Here is a 19,764-nt window from a genome sequence, read left to right as displayed (position 1 = left end):
GTTTCACCCGGCGGGGCGCGGTCACCCGTCAGGAGCAGGTCTGGCCGGTGTTCAGGCAGGTCGTGACGCGGTCCATCAGCTCGACCGGCATGACGTTGACGAACATCGCGTGGTCGGTGCGCGGGTCGCGCAGCTGCTCCGGGAAGCTGTCGATGGCGTACGGCCGGCCGGCGGGCACGGCGTACGCGACCCGCACGCGCAGCTTCGGCATCGGGAACGTGCCCGGCCGGCACACCCCGTTCGAACCGGGGAACTCGGCGTGCGCCCGGTGGCTCGGGCTGTCGGTGTTGCGGCCGTCCCAGCAGCTCGGGAAGTCGAACGTGCGCAGCACGTCGCTGCCCGGCGCGCACTCCGGGTAGCGGTCGGTGCGCCGGTCCTCGAACCCGGTGCAGCTCCACACCGCCCGGCCGCGACCGCTGTTCAGCGCCGCCGGGTCGCCGGTGATCATGCGCAGGAACCTCGGCATCGGCACGACCTCGCTGACCGGGCTGCCGGTGAACGTGATCTCCACCTTCGCCGGCGGCAGCACCTCGCCGGTGTTGCCGTGCGCGCCGCCGCCGGGCGCGTGCTCGTCGTGCCCGGTCCGGTCGGTCAGCCGCAGCACCGGCCAGTAGTAGGTGGACCGGTCGCCGGTCGTGCACGTGGTGCCGGCGGCGGCCAGCGAGTCGTCGGTCGAGCCCGCGTGCGTGCTCAGGTTGCCGACGTACTCGTGGGTGTGGTGCGCGCCGAACGGCTGACCGGGCGCGATGACCATGTTGTCGGCGTTGAGGTGGCGCGGTTCGTTGCGGCCGCAGTCGACGCGGAACGTGCCGGTCGACGCGTCCTCGGTGGTGGTGACCGACTCGACCGCCACCGGCACCTCGTCGATGGCCACGGTGCGGCTGTCCGCGCAGCCCGTCGCCAGCAGCACGAGCACCAGCAGCAGGGGCGACCACCTCACGGACGACAGCTTATTCGGACGCGGCAGGCGGACCACGCGCCTACTGCCCGGCTGAGACGGCAGGTGTGCCCGAGTGGGCAGATCACGGCGTCCGGGTCTTGGGCTGTGGTCACGCTGTCCAGGTCTCGAGCTGTGGTCACGCCGTCCGGGTCGCGGACGTGACCAGGACCCGGCCGTCCTCCGTGACGACGCTGACGGCGGCGACCTCGTCCGGGTCGACCATCGCGGCGCCGGCCAGGGCCGTGTCGCCGAGCCGTGAGGCGACCCAGCCGCCCGCCACGTAACGCCGGCCGCGCACGTCGGTGACCACGAGCTGGCACCGCTCCCCCGCGTCGATGCCGGCCACCACCGCGCGCAGCCGCACCCAGCCGTCGGCGGGCGTGACCGTCGTGGTCATCCGCACGCCGTCGGCCGCGGTGGCGACCAGCACCCGTTCCCCGGGCACGCTGTGCCAGCCGAGGTACACGCCACCGGCCAGCACCGCGGCGGCGAGGGCGGTGCTCACCGCCGTGACGACGCCGCCCCGGCGCCTGCGGTCGCGCGCCTTCTCGGTGCGGACCTGGCGCAGCGTGCGTTCGAGGATCGGATCGTGCATCTCTTCTCGTTCAGCTCGTGCTCGGACGTGTCCCGAGCGGCGACGGGTTGCGGCGGGGTGGGGTGGTCGGGTGGGTCGGGCGGCGGCGGGTGGCGTGCATCGGCGGGCCTTCCTCGACTGGCGACTGGCACCCCTGACACGCACCCGTGGGACGTTCGGTTCAACCGTTCCCCGACGAGCCGCGAGGCGGCCCCGGACCGAGCACCGGGACCGCCTCACGCTGGTTCGAGCACCGGTCAGTTCAGCTGCACCCGCAGGATCCGGGAGTTGGAGTTGTTCGGCGTGCTGTCCCGGTCGTCGCTGGTGGTCAGCCACAGGCTGCCGTCCGGCGCCGGCTCGACGGTGCGCAGCCGGCCGTACGTGCCCTGGAAGTGGGTCGTCTCCGAGCCGACCGACGTGCCGCTGATCACGAGCCGGTAGAGCCTGCTGCCGCGCAGCGTCGCCATGTACAGCGCGTCGTTGACGATCGCGATGCCGCTCGGCGAGGCGGTGGACGTGCTCCACGTCCGCTTCGGCGCGATGTAGCCGGCGCAGCTGCCCGACGTGCCCTCGCACGAGGGCCAGCCGTAGTTGCCGCCGCGCTCGGACAGGTTCAGCTCGTCCATGATCGTGTTGCCCAGCTCGGCCTGCCACAGCCTGCCCTGCCGGTCGAACGCCAGGCCCTGCACGTTGCGGTGCCCGTAGGTCCACACGTACCGGGCGTTGCCGCCGTTGCCGTAGTAGGGGTTGTCGGTCGGCGCGGAGCCGTCGGCGTTGAGCCGCAACACCTTGCCGCCCAGGTTCGCCAGGTCCTGCGCCCAGTTCCCGTTCTGGCCGTCGCCGGTGCCCGCGTACAGCTTGCCGTCCGGGCCGAACCGCAGCCGGCCGCCGTTGTGGTAGCGGTTGCGCGGGATGCCGGTGAGCAGCACTTGCAGCGACGCCTGCACCAGCGTGTTGTTCTCCACCTTCATCCGCACGATCCGGTTGTCGTTCGCGGCCGTGTGGTAGATGTACAGGTAGTGGTCGGACGCGAAGTTCGGCGACACCTCGATGCCGAGCAGGCCGCCTTCACCGCTGGTCGTGACGACGTTCGGCACCGTGCCCAGCGTGGTCTTCACCCCGGCCGGCGACAGCTTCACGATGTCGAACGCGTCGCGCCGCGAGTAGACACCCGACCCGTCGGGCAGGAAGTCCAGGCCCCACGGCACGTCGTTGTCCGTCGCCAGCTGCGTCACCGCGCCGACCTGGTCGCCGCCGGACGACGTGGTGACGGTGATCGCCATGCTCCAGTCGGACACGTTGCCCACCGCGTCGTACGCCCGCACGTTCATCAGGTACGAGGTGTTCGGGCGGCGTCCGCCGATGGTGGCCGACGTGCCCGTGGTCTCGCCCACCGCGGCACCACCCGAGAGCACCTCGTAGCGCGTCACGCCGATGTTGTCGGTGGACGGGTTCCACGCCAGCGACACGGAGTTCGCCGTGACGCCCGTGACGCGCAGCCCGGTCGGCGTCGTCGGCGGCTGGGTGTCGGCCTGCGCGGGCGGTGTGGTCACCTCGACGTTGTTGCCCGCCTGGGAGATGTTGCCGGCGGCGTCCTTGGCGTTGACGTAGTAGACGTACGAGCCGTTGGGGCTCAGGCCGGTGATCGTGGTGGCCGTGCCGGTGACGGACTTGACGAACTGGCCCCGCTGGTACACCTCGTAGGACGTCACGCCGACGTCGTCGGTGGCCGCGTCCCAGGCCAGGTCGACCGACGTCGGCGTGACGTTGGCCGACCGCAGGTTGGCCGGCGGCGACGGCGGCGTGACGTCCGCCTGCCCGGTCTCGCCGAACACCTGGAACTCCTGCAACGAGTAGCTGTTGTAGGGCGCGGTGCGGCAGCGCGTGGTGCCGTACATGCGGACGTACCGACCGCTTCCGCTCACCACGAGGTCTTCCACGCCGCCCGCGCCGTTCGCGGTGGCGAAGACGCTGCTCCACGTGCGCGCGTCGGACGACGTCTCGAGCCGGTAGGCGCGGGCGCACGACAGGTCCCACTGGAGCCGGACCCTGGTGATGGCGGCGGTCGCGCCGAGGTCGACCTGGAGCCACGACGGGTCGATGCCGCCCTGGCTGGCCCAGCGCGTGGACGAGTTGCCGTCCACCGCCATCGAGGGCGCGAGACCGGAGCTCCCGGAGGAGGACGCGGTCGCCGGTTTCCCCTGGGACAGCAGGACGGGCGCCGCGCTCGCGGGCGCGGCGGACACCAGGCCGGACGCCACCACGGCCAGCGCGGTGGCGAGGGTGCCGAGCGAGGTCGACAACCTTCTGGTACGGGGTGCCACAGAAGCCTCCACAGTCGTTGGCGACTCCCCCGCGACGCTGGGGGAATTGGTGCGGCGGTGTGGCGGCGGCAGAAGGCGGGTACGTCGGTCGCGTGCAGCCATTCCTCCTGTGACCGAAACGGTAAGGGCTTTCCCCCGGCAGCGTCCAGTGGTGTCCTCCGCACCGGCCCGATCAGCCGGTGAACGGCTCGGCGACGAGGCGGCCCCACACCACGAAGGCCAGCAGCGCCAGGTAGACCAGGTCCACCGCCATCAGCTTGAACTCGCGGCGCCGGAAGCGGACGATCGCCGCGCCGACCATGATGATCATCAGGCCGATGGCGGCCAGCGGCACCAGGACCGGCGCGATGTCGAGCACGGCGGGCAGGACCAGGCCCACCCCGGCCAGCACCTCCAACGCGCCGATGGCCTTGATGCCGCCCGCGCTCCAGTCCTCGGTCCACGCCGCGCTCGGGCCGGTGGCGGCTATCTTCTGCTTGGACAGGACGAGCTTGCCGCCGCCGCCGAAGAAGTAGGCGGCGGCGAGCACGCCGGTGATGATCCACAGGGCGAGGTTCATGGCGTTCCTCCTGGTCGTGCGTCTTGGTCGACCAGAAGACGCCGGTGTTCCGAGCCCTGTGACAGGGCGGCCGCGTGACGCGCGTTACAACCGTCGGCCGAGCGGAGGACAGGAGCCACCGATGGACGGCAAGGCCGACACGCGCCCCGCGACCGAGACGTTCGTGGCGCACCGCAACCTGCTGTTCACGGTCGCCTACCAGCTGCTCGGCTCGGCCGCCGACGCCGAGGACGTCGTCCAGGAGACGTGGCTGCGGTGGACGGGCGTCGACCTCGACTCGGTGCGCGACCGGCGCGCGTACCTGGTCCGGATCGTCACCCGCCAGGCGCTCACCCGGCTGCGCACGCTCGGCAGGCGCAAGGAGTCCTACGTCGGGCCCTGGCTGCCCGAGCCGCTGCTGACCACGCCCGACGTGGCCGAGGACGTCGAACTGGCCGACAGCGTCTCGATGGCGATGCTGCTGGTGCTGGAGACGCTCGCGCCGACCGAGCGGGCCGTGTTCGTGCTGCGCGACGTGTTCGACGTCGGCTACGACGAGATCGCCGAAGCCGTCGACAAGACCCCGGCCGCCGTGCGGCAGATCGCCCACCGGGCCCGCGCGCACGTCGCCGACCGCCGGCCGCGCGGCGTCACGTCCCCGGACCAGACGCGGGCCGCGCTCTCGGCCTTCCAGCGGGCGGTCGAGACCGGCGACCTGCAGGGCCTGCTCGACGTGCTCGCGCCGGACGTCGTCGTCCTCAGCGACGCGGGCGGGCTCAAGCAGGCCGCGCGCAAGCCCGTCGTCGGCGCCGACAAGGTGGCCCGCTTCCTGGCCGCCCGCTGGGACGCCGTCGGCGCCCGGACGACGGTCGAACCGGCGCAGGTCAACGGCGCCCCGGCGGTGATCCTGCGGCTCGACGGCGAACTCGACGGCGTCGTCGCGGCCCTGGTCGAGGACGGGTTGGTCACCGGCCTGTACTTCATGCGCAACCCGGAGAAGCTGTCGCACGTGGCGCGGGAGACCGCGTTGAGCCGGTGACGGCTACGGCAGCAGCAGGCCCCAGTGCACGGCCCAGGGCACGAACAGCGCGCCGCCGGCGACCAGCAGGCCGAGCCGCACCCGGCGCCCGGTCGTGAGGTCCGCCCTGGCCTGCCACGCCTGCCGGGCCGTGACGACGGTCGCGACCACCACCGCCACCGCGAGGAGCTGGAGCGCGAGCCAGGGCAGCGGCCGACCGAGCACCACCACGCCGAGGCTCTTCGCGCCGGTGGACGCGAGGTGGCCGAGGTAGCCGAGCAGGCCGAGGACGCTCAGCAGGCCCGTCGTGGCGAGCAGGCGCGCCGGTCGTCGCACAGGTGCCTTGCCCGCTCGTCGCCACCGCACCCCGTACGCGGCGAACGCCACCAGCAGTAGCACGACCGCGGCGAGCTGCACCGCCGGCGACCCGGCCTCGACCGGCGCGCTCTGCCGCTCCTGCCGCGGCAGCGGGCCGACGTCGGCGGCAGGCGGTTCGGCGCTGTTCACCCAGGCGGCGACCTGCTCCAGGTAGGCCGGGGACAGGTCGTCGCCGCGCTGGAAGCCGTCCGGTGACCGGCGCATCGTGTGATCGGCGCCGGGCACGGAACGCAAGGTGTAGTGGCGGTTGCCGCCCCGGTCGAGCGACTCCTGGAACACGCGCAGGCTCTCGACTCCGGGGATCACCCGGTCGAGGTCACCCCACAGGCCGAGCACCGGTTGGGTGATCCGGGCCAGCACCGGCGCCGGGTCGTAGCCGGCCTCGGGGAACTGGCCCGCGCCGACGAGCAGGCCGAGCGTCGTGCGCGAGACGGTGTCCACCAGGGAGCCGGACACGCCGGCGGCGGCGAGGCGGTTGACCAGGTTCCAGGACTGCTGGCGTTCGGGCGCCACGCCGGGTGCGCCGACCGTGACCACGAACGCGACGTCGGTCGAGCCGGCCGCGGCCAGCGGCGCCACCCAGCCGCCCTCGCTCACGCCCCACAGCCCGGTCCGGTCCGGGTCGACGCCCGGGTGGGTCCTCAGCGCGCGCAGCGCGGCCAGCGCGTCGTCCGCCAAAAGCTCGAAGTCGACGTCGGACTTGGATTGCTTGGGCCGCTTGTCGTAGATCAACGTGACGATGCCGGACCGCGCGAACGCCTCGGCCTCCTGGCGGTAGCCGTCCCGCGACACCCGGCCGGAGCCGTGCACCATCACCATCGCGGGGTGACGGGTGCCGGTGTCCGGGGCGATCACGGTGCCGTGGAACGTCAGCTCACCACTCGAAAAGGTGATTTCCTGCTCGACCAACCCGGCGGGGTCCGCTCGGGCGGGCGGCGCCGCCGCGCTGATCACCACCATCGCCGCCACGGCGCACAGCCGGACGAGGGCACGACGAAGTCGCGAGTTGCGTTCGGGGAGCACGGGTGCTCTCCTTCCTGAGGAAGTTCGCACGTACGAGGAACACGCCGGATTCGGCGTGGTGCTGCGGCTTCCGCCCCGCCCGGGTCGTCGAGTGCCAGCTCGACGGCCCGGGCCTGTGTCAGGGGCGGTCTGTGGGCACGGGGAACGCGAAGAAGCGCACGGCGACGTGCCGTGCGCCCGCGGGCGTTTCGTCCACTGGCCGTTGGTAGCGCTTGAGCAGCGCCATGTACTCGTCGAAGAACTCGTGCAGCTCGGGCAGCGTCACCCGCACCGAGCCGCGCGAGTACGGCAGCGCGTCCGCCCACTCGCCCAGCTCCGACCGCCGGGCCAGGAACTCGTCGAACAACTCCTGGTCGGCGGCCAACTTGAGCTGCCTGAGCTGGTCCACCAGGGACCGCACTTCCGGGTCCTCCGGCGCACGGGGCCCGCGCAGGTCCTGCACCGGCGCCCGCCACCACCGTTCACGGCCGTGCGCGCGCTCGGGCACTTCCTCCACGAACGCGTGCTTCGCCAACATCCGGAGGTGGTAGCTGGTCGCGCCGCTGCTCTCGCCCAACGCCTTGCCGAGGATGCTGGCCGTCGCCGGACCGTGCTGCCCGAGGTGGCGCAGGATCCGCTGGCGCAACGGGTGCGCCAGCGTCCGCAGTTCGTCGACGTCGGAGATCTCGCGCGGTGCGACCATGATGCAAAGCTACCGTTGCAAAGACATCTTTGCAACCTCGTCCTGCAGCCTCTGCCAGTCCTCGTGCCGGTCTCGCCACGCGGCGCGCTCGAACAGCGCGGCCTTCGCCTGCCCCAAGGAGAGGCCGAGGACGCGTGCCGCGACGTAGATCGCCTCGACCGGCGACTTCCCGCGTTCCCGCAGCTCGTGGAACACGTGCTCACCGTCCCGACCGGCCATGCCCGCCGCGAGAGCGTCCAACTCCACCCGATCCACCGAGCCTCCCCTCCGAGGCCGTGGACCGAGGTGGCCACGCCGCACGACGAGCATCAGATCAGGCGTAGAGCCCGTCGTACAACGCGGCGTGCGTGGCGTGCACGACCTTCCGCTTCACCTTCAACGTCGGGGTCAGCTCGCCGTCGTCCTGGCTCAGGTCGCGGTCCAGGAGGGCGAAGCGCTTGACCTGCGAGACGTGCGCGAAGTGGGAGTTCGCCTCGTCCACCACGCCCTGGATCAGGTCACGCACCTCGGGCGCGCGGGCCAGGGAGGGCAGGTCCGTCGGCAGGCCCTGCGCCTTCGCCCACGGCACGATCTCGTCCTCGTCCAACGTGATCAACGCGACCAGGTACGGCTTGAGGTCTCCGTAGACCACCGCGTGCGAGATCCAGCGCGACTGGCGGAGTTGGTTCTCGACGTTCGCGGGCGCGATGTTCTTGCCGCCGGCGGTGATGATGATGTCCTTCTTGCGGCCCGTGATGGTGACGAAGCCGTCGTCGTCGACCTCGCCCAGGTCACCCGTGTGCAGCCAGCCGTCGGTCAGCACCTCGGCGGTGGCGGCGGGGTTGTTCCAGTAGCCCGCGAACACGTGCGGCCCCTGCATCAGCAGTTCGCCGTCCTCGGCCACCTTGAGCTGCAGGCCCGCCATCCCGAACGTGCCGACCGACCCGAGCTTGTGCCGCGCCACCGTGTTCACCGTGCCCACGCCCGTGGACTCGCTCATGCCGTACCCCTCCAGCACGGGCACGCCGGCGGCGGTGAAGAACTCCAGCACCTCCACCGAGATGGGCGCCGCGCCGGACAACGCCTGCCGCAGCCGGCCGCCGAAGATCGCCCTCACCCGCGCGAACACCGGGTCCACCTGCTCGAACGCGGCGGCCAGCTCGGGCGGCAACGGTTGGTCGGCGGCCTGCAGCCGACGCACCGCCAGCCCCACCTTCACCGCCTGCCGCAGCTGCTCCTCCGGCACGCCGGCCGTGGCGGCGGTGTAGATCTTCTCGAAGATCCGGGGCACGGACGGCAGGAACGTCGGCCGCACCTGCGCCAGCTCCGCCACGACCTTCGACGTGTCACCGCCGTAGAACGCGACCGCGTGCCCGGTGTACAGCGCGCCCAGGTGCACGATCTGCGCGAACACGTGCGCCAGCGGCAGGAACAGGTACGCCACGTCGTCCCGCAGGACGTACGACAGCTCCTCGCTGAGCCGGCACATGGTCAGCCAGTTCCGGTTCGTCAGCACGCAGCCCTTGGGCGGACCCGTGGTGCCCGACGTGTAGATGATCAACGTCGGGTCGTCGGGGTCGATCGCGGCACGGCGGTCGTCCAGCTCGCCCGGCAGCGGTGACGTGCGGCCCTGCGACCGCAGCTCGGCCAACCCGCCGCCCTCGATCACGACCACGTCCCGCAGCGAGGGCACCTGCGCGCGGACCGACTCGACCTTGGCCCGCTGCTCCTCGTCCTCCGCGACCACGAGCACCGCGCCCGAGTCGCCGATGATCCACGCGCACTCCTCCGCCGCGCTCGACGGGTAGATCGGCACCACCACACCACCCGCCGCGAGCACCGCCAGCTCCACCGCCGACCACTCGGGCCGCGTCTCCGACAGCACGCACACCCGGTCGCCCGGCTCGACGCCGAGGTGCACCAGCCCGGACGCCAGTTCCATGACCCACTCGGCGACCTCGGTGAACGTCAGGTCGTGCCACTGCCCGTCACGCAGGTGGCGCCACGCCACCCGGTCGTCGTGCGCCTGGGCGGCCACGAAGGGCAGGTCGGCGATGACGCGCGCAGTCGTCGTCACGGGCATGGCGGTGCTCCTCACTGGGCTGCGGAAGGGGTGACGCGCACGTGGACGCCGTTGAGCACGGCGGTGCCGGACAGCGGGTCCACGGCCAGGTCGTCGGTGAGCAGGTTGACGTTCACGCCGGGATGGGCGCGTGCGGTGGCGAGTCGCGTGCCGGGCCGGTCGTGGCCCCAGCCGTGCGGCAGGCTGACCACCCCGGCGGCCAGGTCGGCGCTGACCTCGACGGTCGCCTCGACCTCGCCGACCCGTGACGTCACCCGCGCCGCGCCGCCGTCCTCAAGACCCAGCCGCGCGGCGTCGGCCGGGTTGACCAACAACGTGCACAACTGCTTGCCCTTCACCAACGCGGGCACGTTGTGCAGCCACGAGTTGTTCGACCGCAAGTGCCGCCGCCCGATCAGCACCAGCCCGTTCACGGGCGCCCGCAACGCCGCCGCCACCCGGGGCACGTCGGCCACGATCGGCTCGGGGCACAGCTCGATCCGCCCGGACGGCGTGCGCAGGACCTCCGGGATCCGGCTCGTCAACGGCCCGAGGTCCACGCCGTGCGGCCGTGCCAGCAGGTCGTCCACCGACAACCCGTACGCCCCGGCCCGCAACCGCGCGTCCAGCAGCCGTTCCTCACGGGTGTGCTCCGACTCGCCCGACAGCCCGACCAGCGCGTCCAGGTCGGCGTCGGGCCCGAGCCCGCCGAGGATCCCGGTCAACCGCAGCAGGATGTCGCCCTCGTCCAGCTCGTCCGGCCCGAGCGGCACGGCGGGCCGCGAGTACTTCGCCACGTTCCGCACCGTGAACGACAGGAACGCCAGGTCGTAGTGGGCACGCCTGCCGGGCGGCGGTGGCGGCAGGATCACGTCCGCGTGCCGCGTCGTCTCGTTCAAGTACGGGTCGACCGACACCATGAAGTCCAAAGTGGACAGAGCCGCGTCCAGTCGAGCCGAGTTGGGCACCGACAACGCCGGGTTCCCCGCCACCGTCACCAACGCGCGGACCTGCCCGTCACCGGGCGTCTCGATCTCGTCGGCCAACGTGACGACGGGCAACTCCCCCGCCACCTCGGGCAGCCCCCGCACCCGACTGCGCCACCGCCCGGTGACGAACCCCTTGCCCGTCCCCGTCCCCCGCCGGTGGTGCGCGGGCAGCGGGAACATCGCGCCGCCGGGCCGGTCCAGGTTCCCGGTCAGCACGTTCAGCACGTCCACCAACCAACTGGCCACCGTGCCGAACTCGACCGTCGTCGTGCCGATCCGCCCGTACACGGCCGCCCGCTCCGCCGCCGCGAGCCGGTGCGTCAACGCCCGGATCTCCTCCGCCCCGATCCCACACCGCCCCGCCACCGCCTCCGGCGTGAACGGCGAGGCAAGCTCCCGCACCCCGTCCACGCCGTTCACGTGCGGCGCAAGTGCCTTCAGGTCGACCAGCGACGCGGCGAACAACTCGTTCACCATGGCCAACAGCAGGAACACGTCCGTGCCCGGCACGATCGCCAAGTGCCGATCCGCTGCCGCCGCCGTACGACTGCGACGCGGATCGACCACCACGAACGCCCCACCACGCCGACGCAACGCCTTCAACCGCCCCGGCGCGTCCGGCACGGTCCACAGGCTGCCGTTGGACGAGAACGGATCCGCACCGAGCAACAACAGGAAATCCGTCCGGTCGATGTCCGGCACCGGAATCGTGTAGATGCCGCCGTAGAGCATCCCGGACGACACGTGCTTGGGCATCTGGTCGACCGTGGACGCCGTGAACACGTTCCGCGACCCCAACGCCTTCCTCAACCCACCCGCGTACAACCCACCGGCCAACGAGTGCACCATCGGATTGCCGAGGTACATCGCCACCGCGTCCCGCCCATACCCACCGATGACCGCACTCAACCGCTCATCGACCAGCGCGAACGCCTCATCCCACGACACCGCCTCAAACGCCCCACCACGCCGCGCCAACGGCCCCCTCAACCGATCCGGGTCAGCGTCCAACGCCCCCAACGACGCACCCTTGGGACACAGGAACCCACCGCTGAACGTGTCCTGCCGATCACCACGAACCCCGGTGATCCGATCGCCCTCGATCGTCAACTCCAGACCACAGGTCGCCTCACACAACGGACACGTCGTCAATGCGGTGCGCATACGCCCTCTCAACAACCTTCCGGACCACCCTGGCCCTCACCAACGGCCCACAACGGACCCGCAACCCGCCAGGCCTCCTGACCCAACGGCCGAACAACGGACCCGCAACCACCCCACCGAGGCCCGATTTGACATGGGTTCGGGTGCTTTAGGCTGGTCGAAGCCGGGCAGGCCTGGCGGACGCTCTTCGGACGCTCTTCCCGCCAGGCCTGCCCGGCTTTGGCCTGCCTGGAGTGCCCGTAAGGGCCCCATGTCAAATCGAGCCGGACCCGAGCGTTGAACTCACCGCTCCCGAACGTAGGACTCTCGCCCCGCGAACGTAGGACTCTCGCGACCTGAGTGTTCGACACGCACGACCTGAGGGTTCGACACGCGCGACCTTGAACGTAGGACTCTCGGCACGTCACCAACACAACACGCCCGGGTTACCACCGGGTCAGTGCGGCTTCCACAACAACTAAGCGAACAACTAAGCGCGCCCGTCCAGCACCCGCGCCAACTCCAACCGCGACGACACCCCCAACTTCGCGTAGATCCGCGACAGGTACACCTCGATCGTCCGCGGGCTGTAGTGCAGCGCCGCCGCGATGTCCCGGTTCCGCATCCCCTGCTGCACCAGCCGCGCGACGTTCTCCTCCGCCGCCGTCAACACCCCGGGCGCCCGCCCCCGCGCCCGCGGCACCTTCGCGCCCAACTCCCTCAACCGCCCACCGGCCTGCCGCCGCAACCCGTGCGCCCCCACCCGCTGGAACATCGCGTACGCCTCCAGCAGCTCGGCCACCGCCGCCCCGTCCACCAGCCCCAACGCCAGCTGCCCCCGTGCCCTCTCGAACACCAGCCCCGCGACCTCCGCCTCACGCACCGCCTCGCGCAGCTCCGCGCCGTCCCGCTCGACCACCCCGCTCACCCGCCGAACGGTCGTCCGGGTCCACGGCGCCACCCGGTCGGCCGCCACCTCGCGCAGCCTGCCCAACACCCGCCGCGCCTCCTCCACCTTCCCCCCGGCGAAGTCCAGCTCGACCAGACGGCCCAGCAGCACGCAGCTGTACGCGGACATCCCGTCGTCGTCGACCGCCTCGACCAGCACCGCCCGCGCACCTTCGACGTCACCCCGCGCCGCCAGGTACCCGGCCATCGCCAACGCGTGCAGCCGAGCCATGTTGGGGCTGTTCGGCACGCCCAACGCGGCCAGTCGCGCCGCCACGTCCAGCTCACCCCGCCAGGTCCGGACCTCCAGCTCGATCGCGCGCAGCCCGTCCAACATCATCAGCTCCTGCCGCGACTCCAGCTCCGCCGCGGCGCGCCCCACCCGCTCCAGGCACGCGTCCCACTCCCCGCCGAACCAGTCCAGCGCCACCCGCGCCATCTCCAGCTCGCCGCGGAACGCGTGGCCGCCTGCCCGTTCCCGCAGCTCCTCGGCCCGCCGCAACCGCCACGACGCGTCATGCACCAGGCCGGCCAACGCCCCGGTGGACGCACCGACCGCCAGCGCCTGCAGCTCCAACGCTGGCTGGCCGGCCGCCGAGGCCAACGACCGGTTGGCGTAGTCGACCGTCTTGTCGTGCCGGAACAGCATGGACGTGATGACCGCCAGCCGGTCGAACACCACCACCCCTTCGGCGGCCGACGTCAGCGGCATGGCCTCGATCCGCTCGGCGGCGGCCAGCGCCTCGGCGTGACGCCCGGTGAACACCAGCAGCAACGCCCGCTGCGCGTGCAGGGCGGCCGGCGCGTCCCCCGCCGCCACCTCCGCGTCCACCAGCCGCAACGCCTCCGCGAACCGCCCGACCAGGAACATGCTGGTCAGCACCACCACCGCGCACCGGGACCGTTCCACCCCGGCGGGCAACGCCGCCAAGGCCGCCAACCCCGGCCCGATCGCCGCGCCCGGCCGTGACGCGTGCGCCAACGCCCGGCACTGCGAGGCCAGCAGCCCGGCCCGCTCCGGCGCGGCCATCGGCAGCAGCTCCAACGCCCGCGCGCACAACGCCGCCGCCGTCTCCGGCGCGGTGGTGCGGTTCGCCGCGGCGGCCTGCGCCATCACCCGGACGGCACGCAGGTCGCCCGGCGGCGCCGACTCGGCCAGGTGCCAGGCCAGCTCCATCTCGTCGACCGCCAGCCCGCGCGCCCGGTCGTCCAGCAGTCGGGCGCTGATCAGGCTGTGCAGGTGCCTGCGCTGGGCGGGCCCGATCTCCTGGTACAGCGCCTCGCCGACCAGCGTGTGCGAGAACCGGTACCCCCGGTCCTCGTCACGCACCACGATGTGCGCGCGGAGCAGCCCGTCGAACGCGTCCACCACGACGTCCTCGGGCAACGACGACACCCGCGCCAGCAGCCCGATCTGGTCCAGCCGCACCCGCCGGAAGATCGACACCGCCCGCGCCACCGCCCTGGTGTCCCGGTCCAGCGGCGCGACCCGCCGCAGCACCGCCTCCCGCCTGGTCAGCCGGATCGCCGACGGCGACACGGCGAGCCGCGCCCGGTCGCCGTCCACCGCCACCAGGTCCAGCTCGCGCAGCGACCGGGCGATCTCCACCGCGAAGAACGGGTTGCCGTCCGCCCGCTGGTGCACCTCGTGCGCCAGGCCGTCGTCCACCGGCGTGCCCAGCACGGTCTCCACGATCCGCGCCACGTCACCGCCGCTCAACGGCGCCAGCCGCACGCGGACCACGTCGGCGTGCCGTTCGATGCGGTCCAGCAGCTCCTCGACACCGGGGTTGCGGTGGTGCTCGCGGACCGCGGTGATCAGCACCAGCGGCGCGGCCGTGACCCGGCGCAGCACCACGGCGAGCATGGCCAGCGAGTCGTCGTCCACCTGGTCGACGTCGTCCAGCACGAGCGCGGCCGGCCGTTCCACGGCGAGCCCGGTCAACGCCCTGGCGACCAGCTCGCACGACCGCCCGAACCAGGTCGCGTCCGGCTCCGCCGTCAGGTCCAACGCCTCCAGCGCGGCCTGCACCTCAGCCGCGCCCGCCCCGCCCGGCGCGACCGCCACCGACCTCAACGCCGTGGCCACCGCCGCGTACGGGATGCGCCTGCTCACGTCGTCCGACTCGGCCGCGGCCACCGCGGACCCGCGCTCACGCAGCCGACGACCCACCTCGGCGAGCAGGCTGGACTTCCCGATCCCGGGCTCGCCCGACACCACGACGGCCACCAACCCGGCCGCGGGCACGCGCTCGACCGCGTCGAACACGGCCGCCAACTCGGCCTCCCGGCCGAAGAAGGACCGGCCGACGAAAGACGACAACAGGCGACCTCCCGCCGTCGGAGCGGCCACCACCCTACCCACTGAGGAATCCCTACTCACGTGGTGTGGCTCACGGTGGTGGCATGGCGGCAGACAACTGCCGCACCTGGAGGGTCCATGACGGTCGAGGGCACCTGCGCCGACGAGTTCGCCGAGGTCCGCGCCGAGTTCGAACGCAACTTCGCCGAACGCGGCGAGCTGGGCGCCGGCGTGCACGTGACGGTCGACGGGGAGACCGTGGTCGACCTGTGGGGCGGCGACGCGGGCGGGCGGCCGTGGACCGAGGACACCATCACGCACGTGTGGTCGTGCACCAAGGGCGCGACCGCGTTGTGCGCGCACGTGCTGGCGTCACGGGGCGAGCTGGACCTGGACGCGCCCGTCGTCCGGTACTGGCCGGAGTTCGGGGAGCACGGCAAGGCCGACACGCTGGTGCGGCACCTGCTGGCGCACCAGGCCGGGTTGACCGCGGTGCGGGAGCCGGTGCCGCCGGGCGGGATGCTCGACTGGGAGCTGATGACCGGCCTGCTGGCGCGGCAGGAGCCGTTCTGGGCCCCGGGCACGCGGCACGGCTACCACGCGTTGACGTTCGGGCACCTGATCGGCGAGGTGGTCCGGCGGGTGTCCGGGATGGCGTTGGCCGAGTTCTTCGAGAAGGAGGTGTCCGGTCCGCTGGGGCTGGACTTCTGGCTGACCTTGCCCGACGACCTGGAGCCGCTGGCCGCGCCGACCGTCCCGGCCGACCGGGGCGAGGCGTTGCCGAGCGTGTACGTGACCGGGCTGTCCAGGCCCGAGTCCATGCAGGGACTGCTCCTGGGCAACACCGGCGGTTACGTCACGGCGTCGAACACCCGTGAGGCGCACGCCGCGCAGTTCGGCGCGGTCGGCGGGATGAGCAACGCGCGCGGCCTGGCGCAGCTGTACCGGCCGCTGGCGCTGGGCGGCGAGTACAACGGGGTACGGCTGATGGACGAGGCTCAGCTCCCGGTCATGTCGGGCGTGGCGGTGGCCGGGTTCGACGAGATGCTGCTCGCGCCGACCCGGTTCTCGCTCGGGTTCATGAAGTCGGCGGGCAACCCGCACCTGCCTGCCGTGGAGCGCGGCGCGTCGATGTCGGAGGACGCGTTCGGGCACTCCGGGATGGGCGGCTCGCTGGGGTTCGCCGATCCCGGCGCGCGGATGTCGTTCGGGTACGCGATGACGAAGATGGGCTCCGGCCTGGGCCTCAACGCGCGCGGACAGTCCCTTGTGGACGCCGTCTACCGCGCCCTGGGTTACCGCCAGGCACCGGACGGCACCTGGTTCCGCTGACCGGGTCAGCGGGCGCGGAAGTGGCGGGCGCGGAGGTGGCGGGCGGCGTCCAAGGCACCCTTCAGCTCCGGGAAGTCCCGCTGCGCCTCCTGGTCGTCCCCGATGTCGTCCAGCCACTCGTGCAGGTGCAGCTGTTCGGCGACGGCTTCCAGCCCACCCCAGCCGCCGTCGGACAAGCCGTGCTCGCGAGCCGCCGTCACCAGGGCCGCGAACGCGGCGTAGTGGAGGCCGTCGGCCATGTGCTCGCGGTAAGGCGCCAACGCCTCGTCGGGAAGCAGCGCGGCCACGTCCACGAGGTGTGCGCGGGCACGAGCCTGGCGCTGGAGGTCCACGTCGTCGCCCGGGTCCTCCAACGCCGCTTCGTCGACCGGTTCGAGCAGCGCCCACATGGACCAGATCTGTTCGAAGCCCGACGGGTCGTCCTCGGCGCGCGGGACCCACAACATGCTGCCCTCGACCAACCGGCGGGCTTGGTCGTCGGGCAGGCCGGCGCCCTTGGCGTAGTAGACGATCGCCGCCGACTTCGACACCCCGCGCCCGCCCAGCATGGCGAACACGTCCTCGTGACCGACGCCCCGGGTGTGGGCGTCGCGGACCATCGCGATCAGCTCGGGGTCGTCGTGCACGTGCTCATGAGCCGATCGCGTAGACGGAGCGCAGCCAGACGCAGGTCAGCGTGTCGACCAGCGCGCGGTCCCGGGCGGACGACCGGCGGGACCGCGAACGGCTCAGGAAGGCCTGCTCGTTCATCGACACCAGCACCGTCGCCAGCGACTTGGCGTCCGGGCCCGGCGGCGCGACGCCCGCTTCCCGCTCGATCTCGATCTGCGACGCGGTCGCGTCGATGAACCGGCGGGCGACACCGGCCCAGAACTCGCGCATCAGCGGGTCGGTGTCGCGGGCCCGGACGGCGGCGCGCAGCACCGGGCCGTGCTTGCGCCACAGGGCGAGGCTCGCGCCCAGCGCACGGCGGATCGCGTCCTCCGGCGGTTCGCTGCCGCGCCGCAGCCACGACGACGCCGACTCGTAGAGGGCGTCGAGGATGCCACCGGACAACGCGTGCAGCACCGCTTCCCGCGACGCGAAGTGGAAGTAGAAGGTCGACCGCGAGATGCCCGCTCCCGAGGCCAGCTCGTCGACCGCGATGTCGTCCAGGGAGCGGGTCTGCAGCAGCCGTTCGGCGGTGTCGAGGATCGCCTGCGAGGTCAGGTCGCCCTTGCTGGGCCTGCGGCGCGACCCGACCGTGCCGGCACGTGGGGACATGCGGGACATCCTCGGTTCCGCGCACGTTCGGCCGCAAGGTTTCCGCGCGCAACGCTGCCAAGTCGAGAAGGTTGACGCGCACCGACGCGCCCGGCGGAGTAGAAAAGCGGGTGTGGATCCGCTCTGGGCACTGCGACAGGTGGCGTTCCAGCTCGAGCGCGCCGGTGAACCCACCTACCGCGTCCGGGCGTTCCGCAAGGCCGCGGAGGTGCTGGCGGCGTTGCCCGACGGCGAGGTGGAGCGGCGGGTCGCGGCGGGCACGCTGACCGACCTGCCCGGCATCGGCAAGGCCACCGCCGGCGTGATCGCGGACGCCGTGGCGGGGCGCGAGCCGAGCTACCTGAGCCGGTTCCGCGAGCCGGTGGTGGGCGGGCAGGAGCTGCGGGCGCTGCTCAAGGGCGACTGCCACACGCACTCCGACTGGTCCGACGGTGGCAGCCCGATCCGCGAGATGGCGGAGACCGCGCGCGGTCTCGGGCACTCGTGGATGGCGCTGACCGACCACTCGCCCCGGCTCACGGTCGCCAACGGGCTGTCCGCCGACCGGCTGCTGAAGCAGCTGGACGTGGTGGCGGAGCTGAACGCCGAGCTGGCGCCGTTCCGGATCCTGACCGGCATCGAGGTGGACATCCTGGACGACGGCGCGCTCGACCAGCGGCCCGAGCTGCTGGAGCGGCTGGACGTCGTGGTCGCCAGCGTGCACTCGAAGCTGCGGATGGCGGCGCCGGAGATGACGCGGCGCATGGTGGCCGCCGCGGCCAACCCGCACGTCGACGTGCTCGGGCACTGCACGGGACGGCTGGTGGTCGGCAAGGGTCGGCCGGAGTCGACGTTCGACGCGGAGGCGGTGTTCTCGGCGTGCGTCGAGCACGGCACCGCGGTGGAGATCAACTCCCGGCCGGAGCGCCGCGACCCGCCGGGCAGGCTGCTGCGGCTGGCGGTCGAGCTGGGGTGCTCGTTCGCGATCGACAGCGACGCGCACGCGCCGGGCCAGCTGGACTGGCTGTCGTTCGGCTGCGAACGGGCCGAGGAGTGCGGCGTCACCCCGGACCGGGTGATCAACACGCTGGAAGCGTCGGACTTCCTGTCCCGCTGACACCCGACCACCGACTCCCGCCGATCGCCTAACGCCCCGCGGTGGCCGGGCGTTGGGCCCTCGACGCGCGGACCAGGTGGCCGTACCACGGGATCAGAGGGCCGGTCCGGCCGTCGACCAGGCGTTGCCAGGTGGCGCGGCACAGGGCGAGGAACGGTGCCGCGTCCCAGTAGCGCGCCAGTTCCGCCAGCGGCCGGGTCTGGACGTTGCCGAGGCCGTAACGGCGGTCGAAGCCGTAGGACACCGGCACCGCCGCGCCGTTCGCCTCGATCACCAGCGGGGTCAGCCAGCGGCCCAGGGGTTGGGCGTCGTCGACCGGCGCGGCCATGAACGCCTCCGGTTTGCGGGCCAGCATGGTGCGCGGCACGGCGTCCAGTTGGACGGCCAGACCGTGCTCCTCGGCGATGCGGCCCAGCTCCACCGCCGCGTACGCGAGTTCGACGGCGTCCGGGCGTTCACCGGCCATCAACCTGTTCGCGGCGCCTTCCGGCTCCAACGGGTGAACTTGGAGCAGCAGGGCCCCGGATTGGACGGCGGCCAGTGCGACGTCACCCAACTGGGTGGCGTTCCCCTGGGTCAACGTGGTGATCACGCCGACCGGGATGCCGACCTCGGTGAGCCTGCGGATGCCGGCCAGGGCCTTCTCGTAGCACCCCTCCTGATCGCGGATCCGGTCGTGCGTGGCCCGGTCGCCGTCCAGCGACACGGCCACCAGGTCGACCAGCCCGCGCACCAGGCCGATCCGCCGCTGCGTCAACGCCACCGCGTTCGTCGTGACGGTCGTCCGCATCCCGGCGTCGCGGGCGGCACGCAGGAGGGCGGGCAGTTCCGGGTACAGGAACGGCTCGCCGCCCGACACGTTCAGCACGTCGTAGCCGAGCCCGGCGGCGTCCCGCACCACGGCCGACAGCACGCTGATGGGGATGGACTCGGCGACGTCCGGGCCCGAACTGGAGTAGCAGTGCAGGCAGCGCAGGTTGCACAGCCTGGTCGGGTGGACCTGCAGGACCGCCCGGCCACTCGTCTGGCCCATTCCACCCTCCCGCGGTGCTCGATATCCCTATGGAGCACGCACGAGGCGCTGTGATACGTCCCACCGCCAACACGCTTCGTAGCCATTCCCCCCAACGTGGGAACCTCGCCGCGATTTGAAACGGCATGTGACGGCCCGAC

16 protein-coding genes are annotated in these 19,764 nt (G+C 72.4%); 3 read left to right on the top strand and 13 right to left on the bottom strand.

From position 1 onward, the window contains the following. Positions 1–28 precede the first annotated feature (28 nt). The 4 genes from ADK67_RS34960 to ADK67_RS34945 all read right to left on the bottom strand — a co-directional run bounded on the left by ADK67_RS34960 (position 29) and on the right by ADK67_RS34945 (position 4,397). The gene (locus ADK67_RS34960; RefSeq protein ID WP_053720843.1) at positions 29–940 is read right to left on the bottom strand and encodes a DUF1996 domain-containing protein; all 912 of its coding nucleotides are present in this window, start codon (positions 938–940) and stop codon (positions 29–31) included. Positions 941–1,076: 136 nt separating this feature from the next. Further along, entirely contained in the window at positions 1,077–1,535 is a 459-nt protein-coding gene (locus ADK67_RS34955; protein WP_053720842.1) for a hypothetical protein, read from the bottom strand. Between the two features lie 236 nt (positions 1,536–1,771). After that, on the bottom strand, positions 1,772–3,838 hold the full coding sequence (locus ADK67_RS34950) for a PQQ-dependent sugar dehydrogenase (protein WP_231648494.1): 2,067 nt from the start codon (positions 3,836–3,838) through the stop codon (positions 1,772–1,774). Positions 3,839–4,010: 172 nt separating this feature from the next. Then, the gene (locus ADK67_RS34945) at positions 4,011–4,397 is read right to left on the bottom strand and encodes a DoxX family protein (RefSeq protein ID WP_053720840.1); all 387 of its coding nucleotides are present in this window, start codon (positions 4,395–4,397) and stop codon (positions 4,011–4,013) included. Positions 4,398–4,518: 121 nt separating this feature from the next. Here ADK67_RS34945 and ADK67_RS34940 point away from each other — a divergent pair, with 121 nt between their 5' ends. Continuing rightward, complete coding sequence (locus ADK67_RS34940; protein ID WP_053720839.1) at positions 4,519–5,415, top strand: RNA polymerase sigma-70 factor; 897 nt, start codon at positions 4,519–4,521, stop codon at positions 5,413–5,415. A 3-nt stretch (positions 5,416–5,418) separates the two neighbouring features. On the opposite strand, the gene ADK67_RS34935 is transcribed toward ADK67_RS34940, so the two are convergent. The 6 genes from ADK67_RS34935 to ADK67_RS34910 all read right to left on the bottom strand — a co-directional run bounded on the left by ADK67_RS34935 (position 5,419) and on the right by ADK67_RS34910 (position 14,921). Continuing rightward, the gene (locus tag ADK67_RS34935; RefSeq protein ID WP_231648493.1) at positions 5,419–6,795 is read right to left on the bottom strand and encodes an alpha/beta hydrolase family protein; all 1,377 of its coding nucleotides are present in this window, start codon (positions 6,793–6,795) and stop codon (positions 5,419–5,421) included. A 118-nt stretch (positions 6,796–6,913) separates the two neighbouring features. Further along, complete coding sequence (locus ADK67_RS34930; RefSeq protein ID WP_053720838.1) at positions 6,914–7,477, bottom strand: ArsR/SmtB family transcription factor; 564 nt, start codon at positions 7,475–7,477, stop codon at positions 6,914–6,916. A 9-nt stretch (positions 7,478–7,486) separates the two neighbouring features. Next, positions 7,487–7,732: a hypothetical protein gene (locus tag ADK67_RS34925; RefSeq protein ID WP_157621139.1), complete on the bottom strand. Its 246-nt coding sequence runs from the start codon at positions 7,730–7,732 to the stop codon at positions 7,487–7,489. Positions 7,733–7,790: 58 nt separating this feature from the next. Beyond that, complete coding sequence (locus tag ADK67_RS34920; protein WP_053720836.1) at positions 7,791–9,539, bottom strand: AMP-dependent synthetase/ligase; 1,749 nt, start codon at positions 9,537–9,539, stop codon at positions 7,791–7,793. Between the two features lie 11 nt (positions 9,540–9,550). Beyond that, complete coding sequence (locus ADK67_RS34915) at positions 9,551–11,671, bottom strand: molybdopterin oxidoreductase family protein (RefSeq protein WP_053720835.1); 2,121 nt, start codon at positions 11,669–11,671, stop codon at positions 9,551–9,553. 469 nt (positions 11,672–12,140) lie between these two features. Further along, on the bottom strand, positions 12,141–14,921 hold the full coding sequence (locus ADK67_RS34910) for an ATP-binding protein (RefSeq protein WP_053720834.1): 2,781 nt from the start codon (positions 14,919–14,921) through the stop codon (positions 12,141–12,143). Between the two features lie 117 nt (positions 14,922–15,038). On the opposite strand from ADK67_RS34910, the gene ADK67_RS34905 reads away from it, so the two are divergent. Then, on the top strand, positions 15,039–16,232 hold the full coding sequence (locus ADK67_RS34905; protein ID WP_053720833.1) for a serine hydrolase domain-containing protein: 1,194 nt from the start codon (positions 15,039–15,041) through the stop codon (positions 16,230–16,232). A gap of 5 nt (positions 16,233–16,237) precedes the next feature. Here the strand turns inward: ADK67_RS34905 and ADK67_RS34900 are convergent, their stop codons facing one another. Then, entirely contained in the window at positions 16,238–16,858 is a 621-nt protein-coding gene (locus ADK67_RS34900; RefSeq protein WP_053720832.1) for a hypothetical protein, read from the bottom strand. Between the two features lie 4 nt (positions 16,859–16,862). After that, positions 16,863–17,495 carry a TetR/AcrR family transcriptional regulator gene (locus ADK67_RS34895; protein WP_053720831.1) on the bottom strand — a complete coding sequence of 211 codons (633 nt, stop codon included), beginning with the start codon at positions 17,493–17,495 and terminating at the stop codon, positions 16,863–16,865. Between the two features lie 112 nt (positions 17,496–17,607). Here ADK67_RS34895 and ADK67_RS34890 point away from each other — a divergent pair, with 112 nt between their 5' ends. Further along, positions 17,608–18,591: a PHP domain-containing protein gene (locus ADK67_RS34890; protein WP_053720830.1), complete on the top strand. Its 984-nt coding sequence runs from the start codon at positions 17,608–17,610 to the stop codon at positions 18,589–18,591. 28 nt (positions 18,592–18,619) lie between these two features. Here the strand turns inward: ADK67_RS34890 and ADK67_RS34885 are convergent, their stop codons facing one another. After that, positions 18,620–19,624: a radical SAM protein gene (locus ADK67_RS34885; protein WP_053720829.1), complete on the bottom strand. Its 1,005-nt coding sequence runs from the start codon at positions 19,622–19,624 to the stop codon at positions 18,620–18,622. Between the last annotated feature and the right edge of the window lie 140 nt (positions 19,625–19,764).

Origin of the sequence: Saccharothrix sp. NRRL B-16348 (assembly GCF_001280085.1) — a bacterium.
Taxonomy (GTDB): Bacteria; Actinomycetota; Actinomycetes; order Mycobacteriales; family Pseudonocardiaceae; genus Actinosynnema.
Note: the sequence above shows the minus strand (reverse complement) of the source record. Positions and strands in the feature narration are given on the sequence as shown.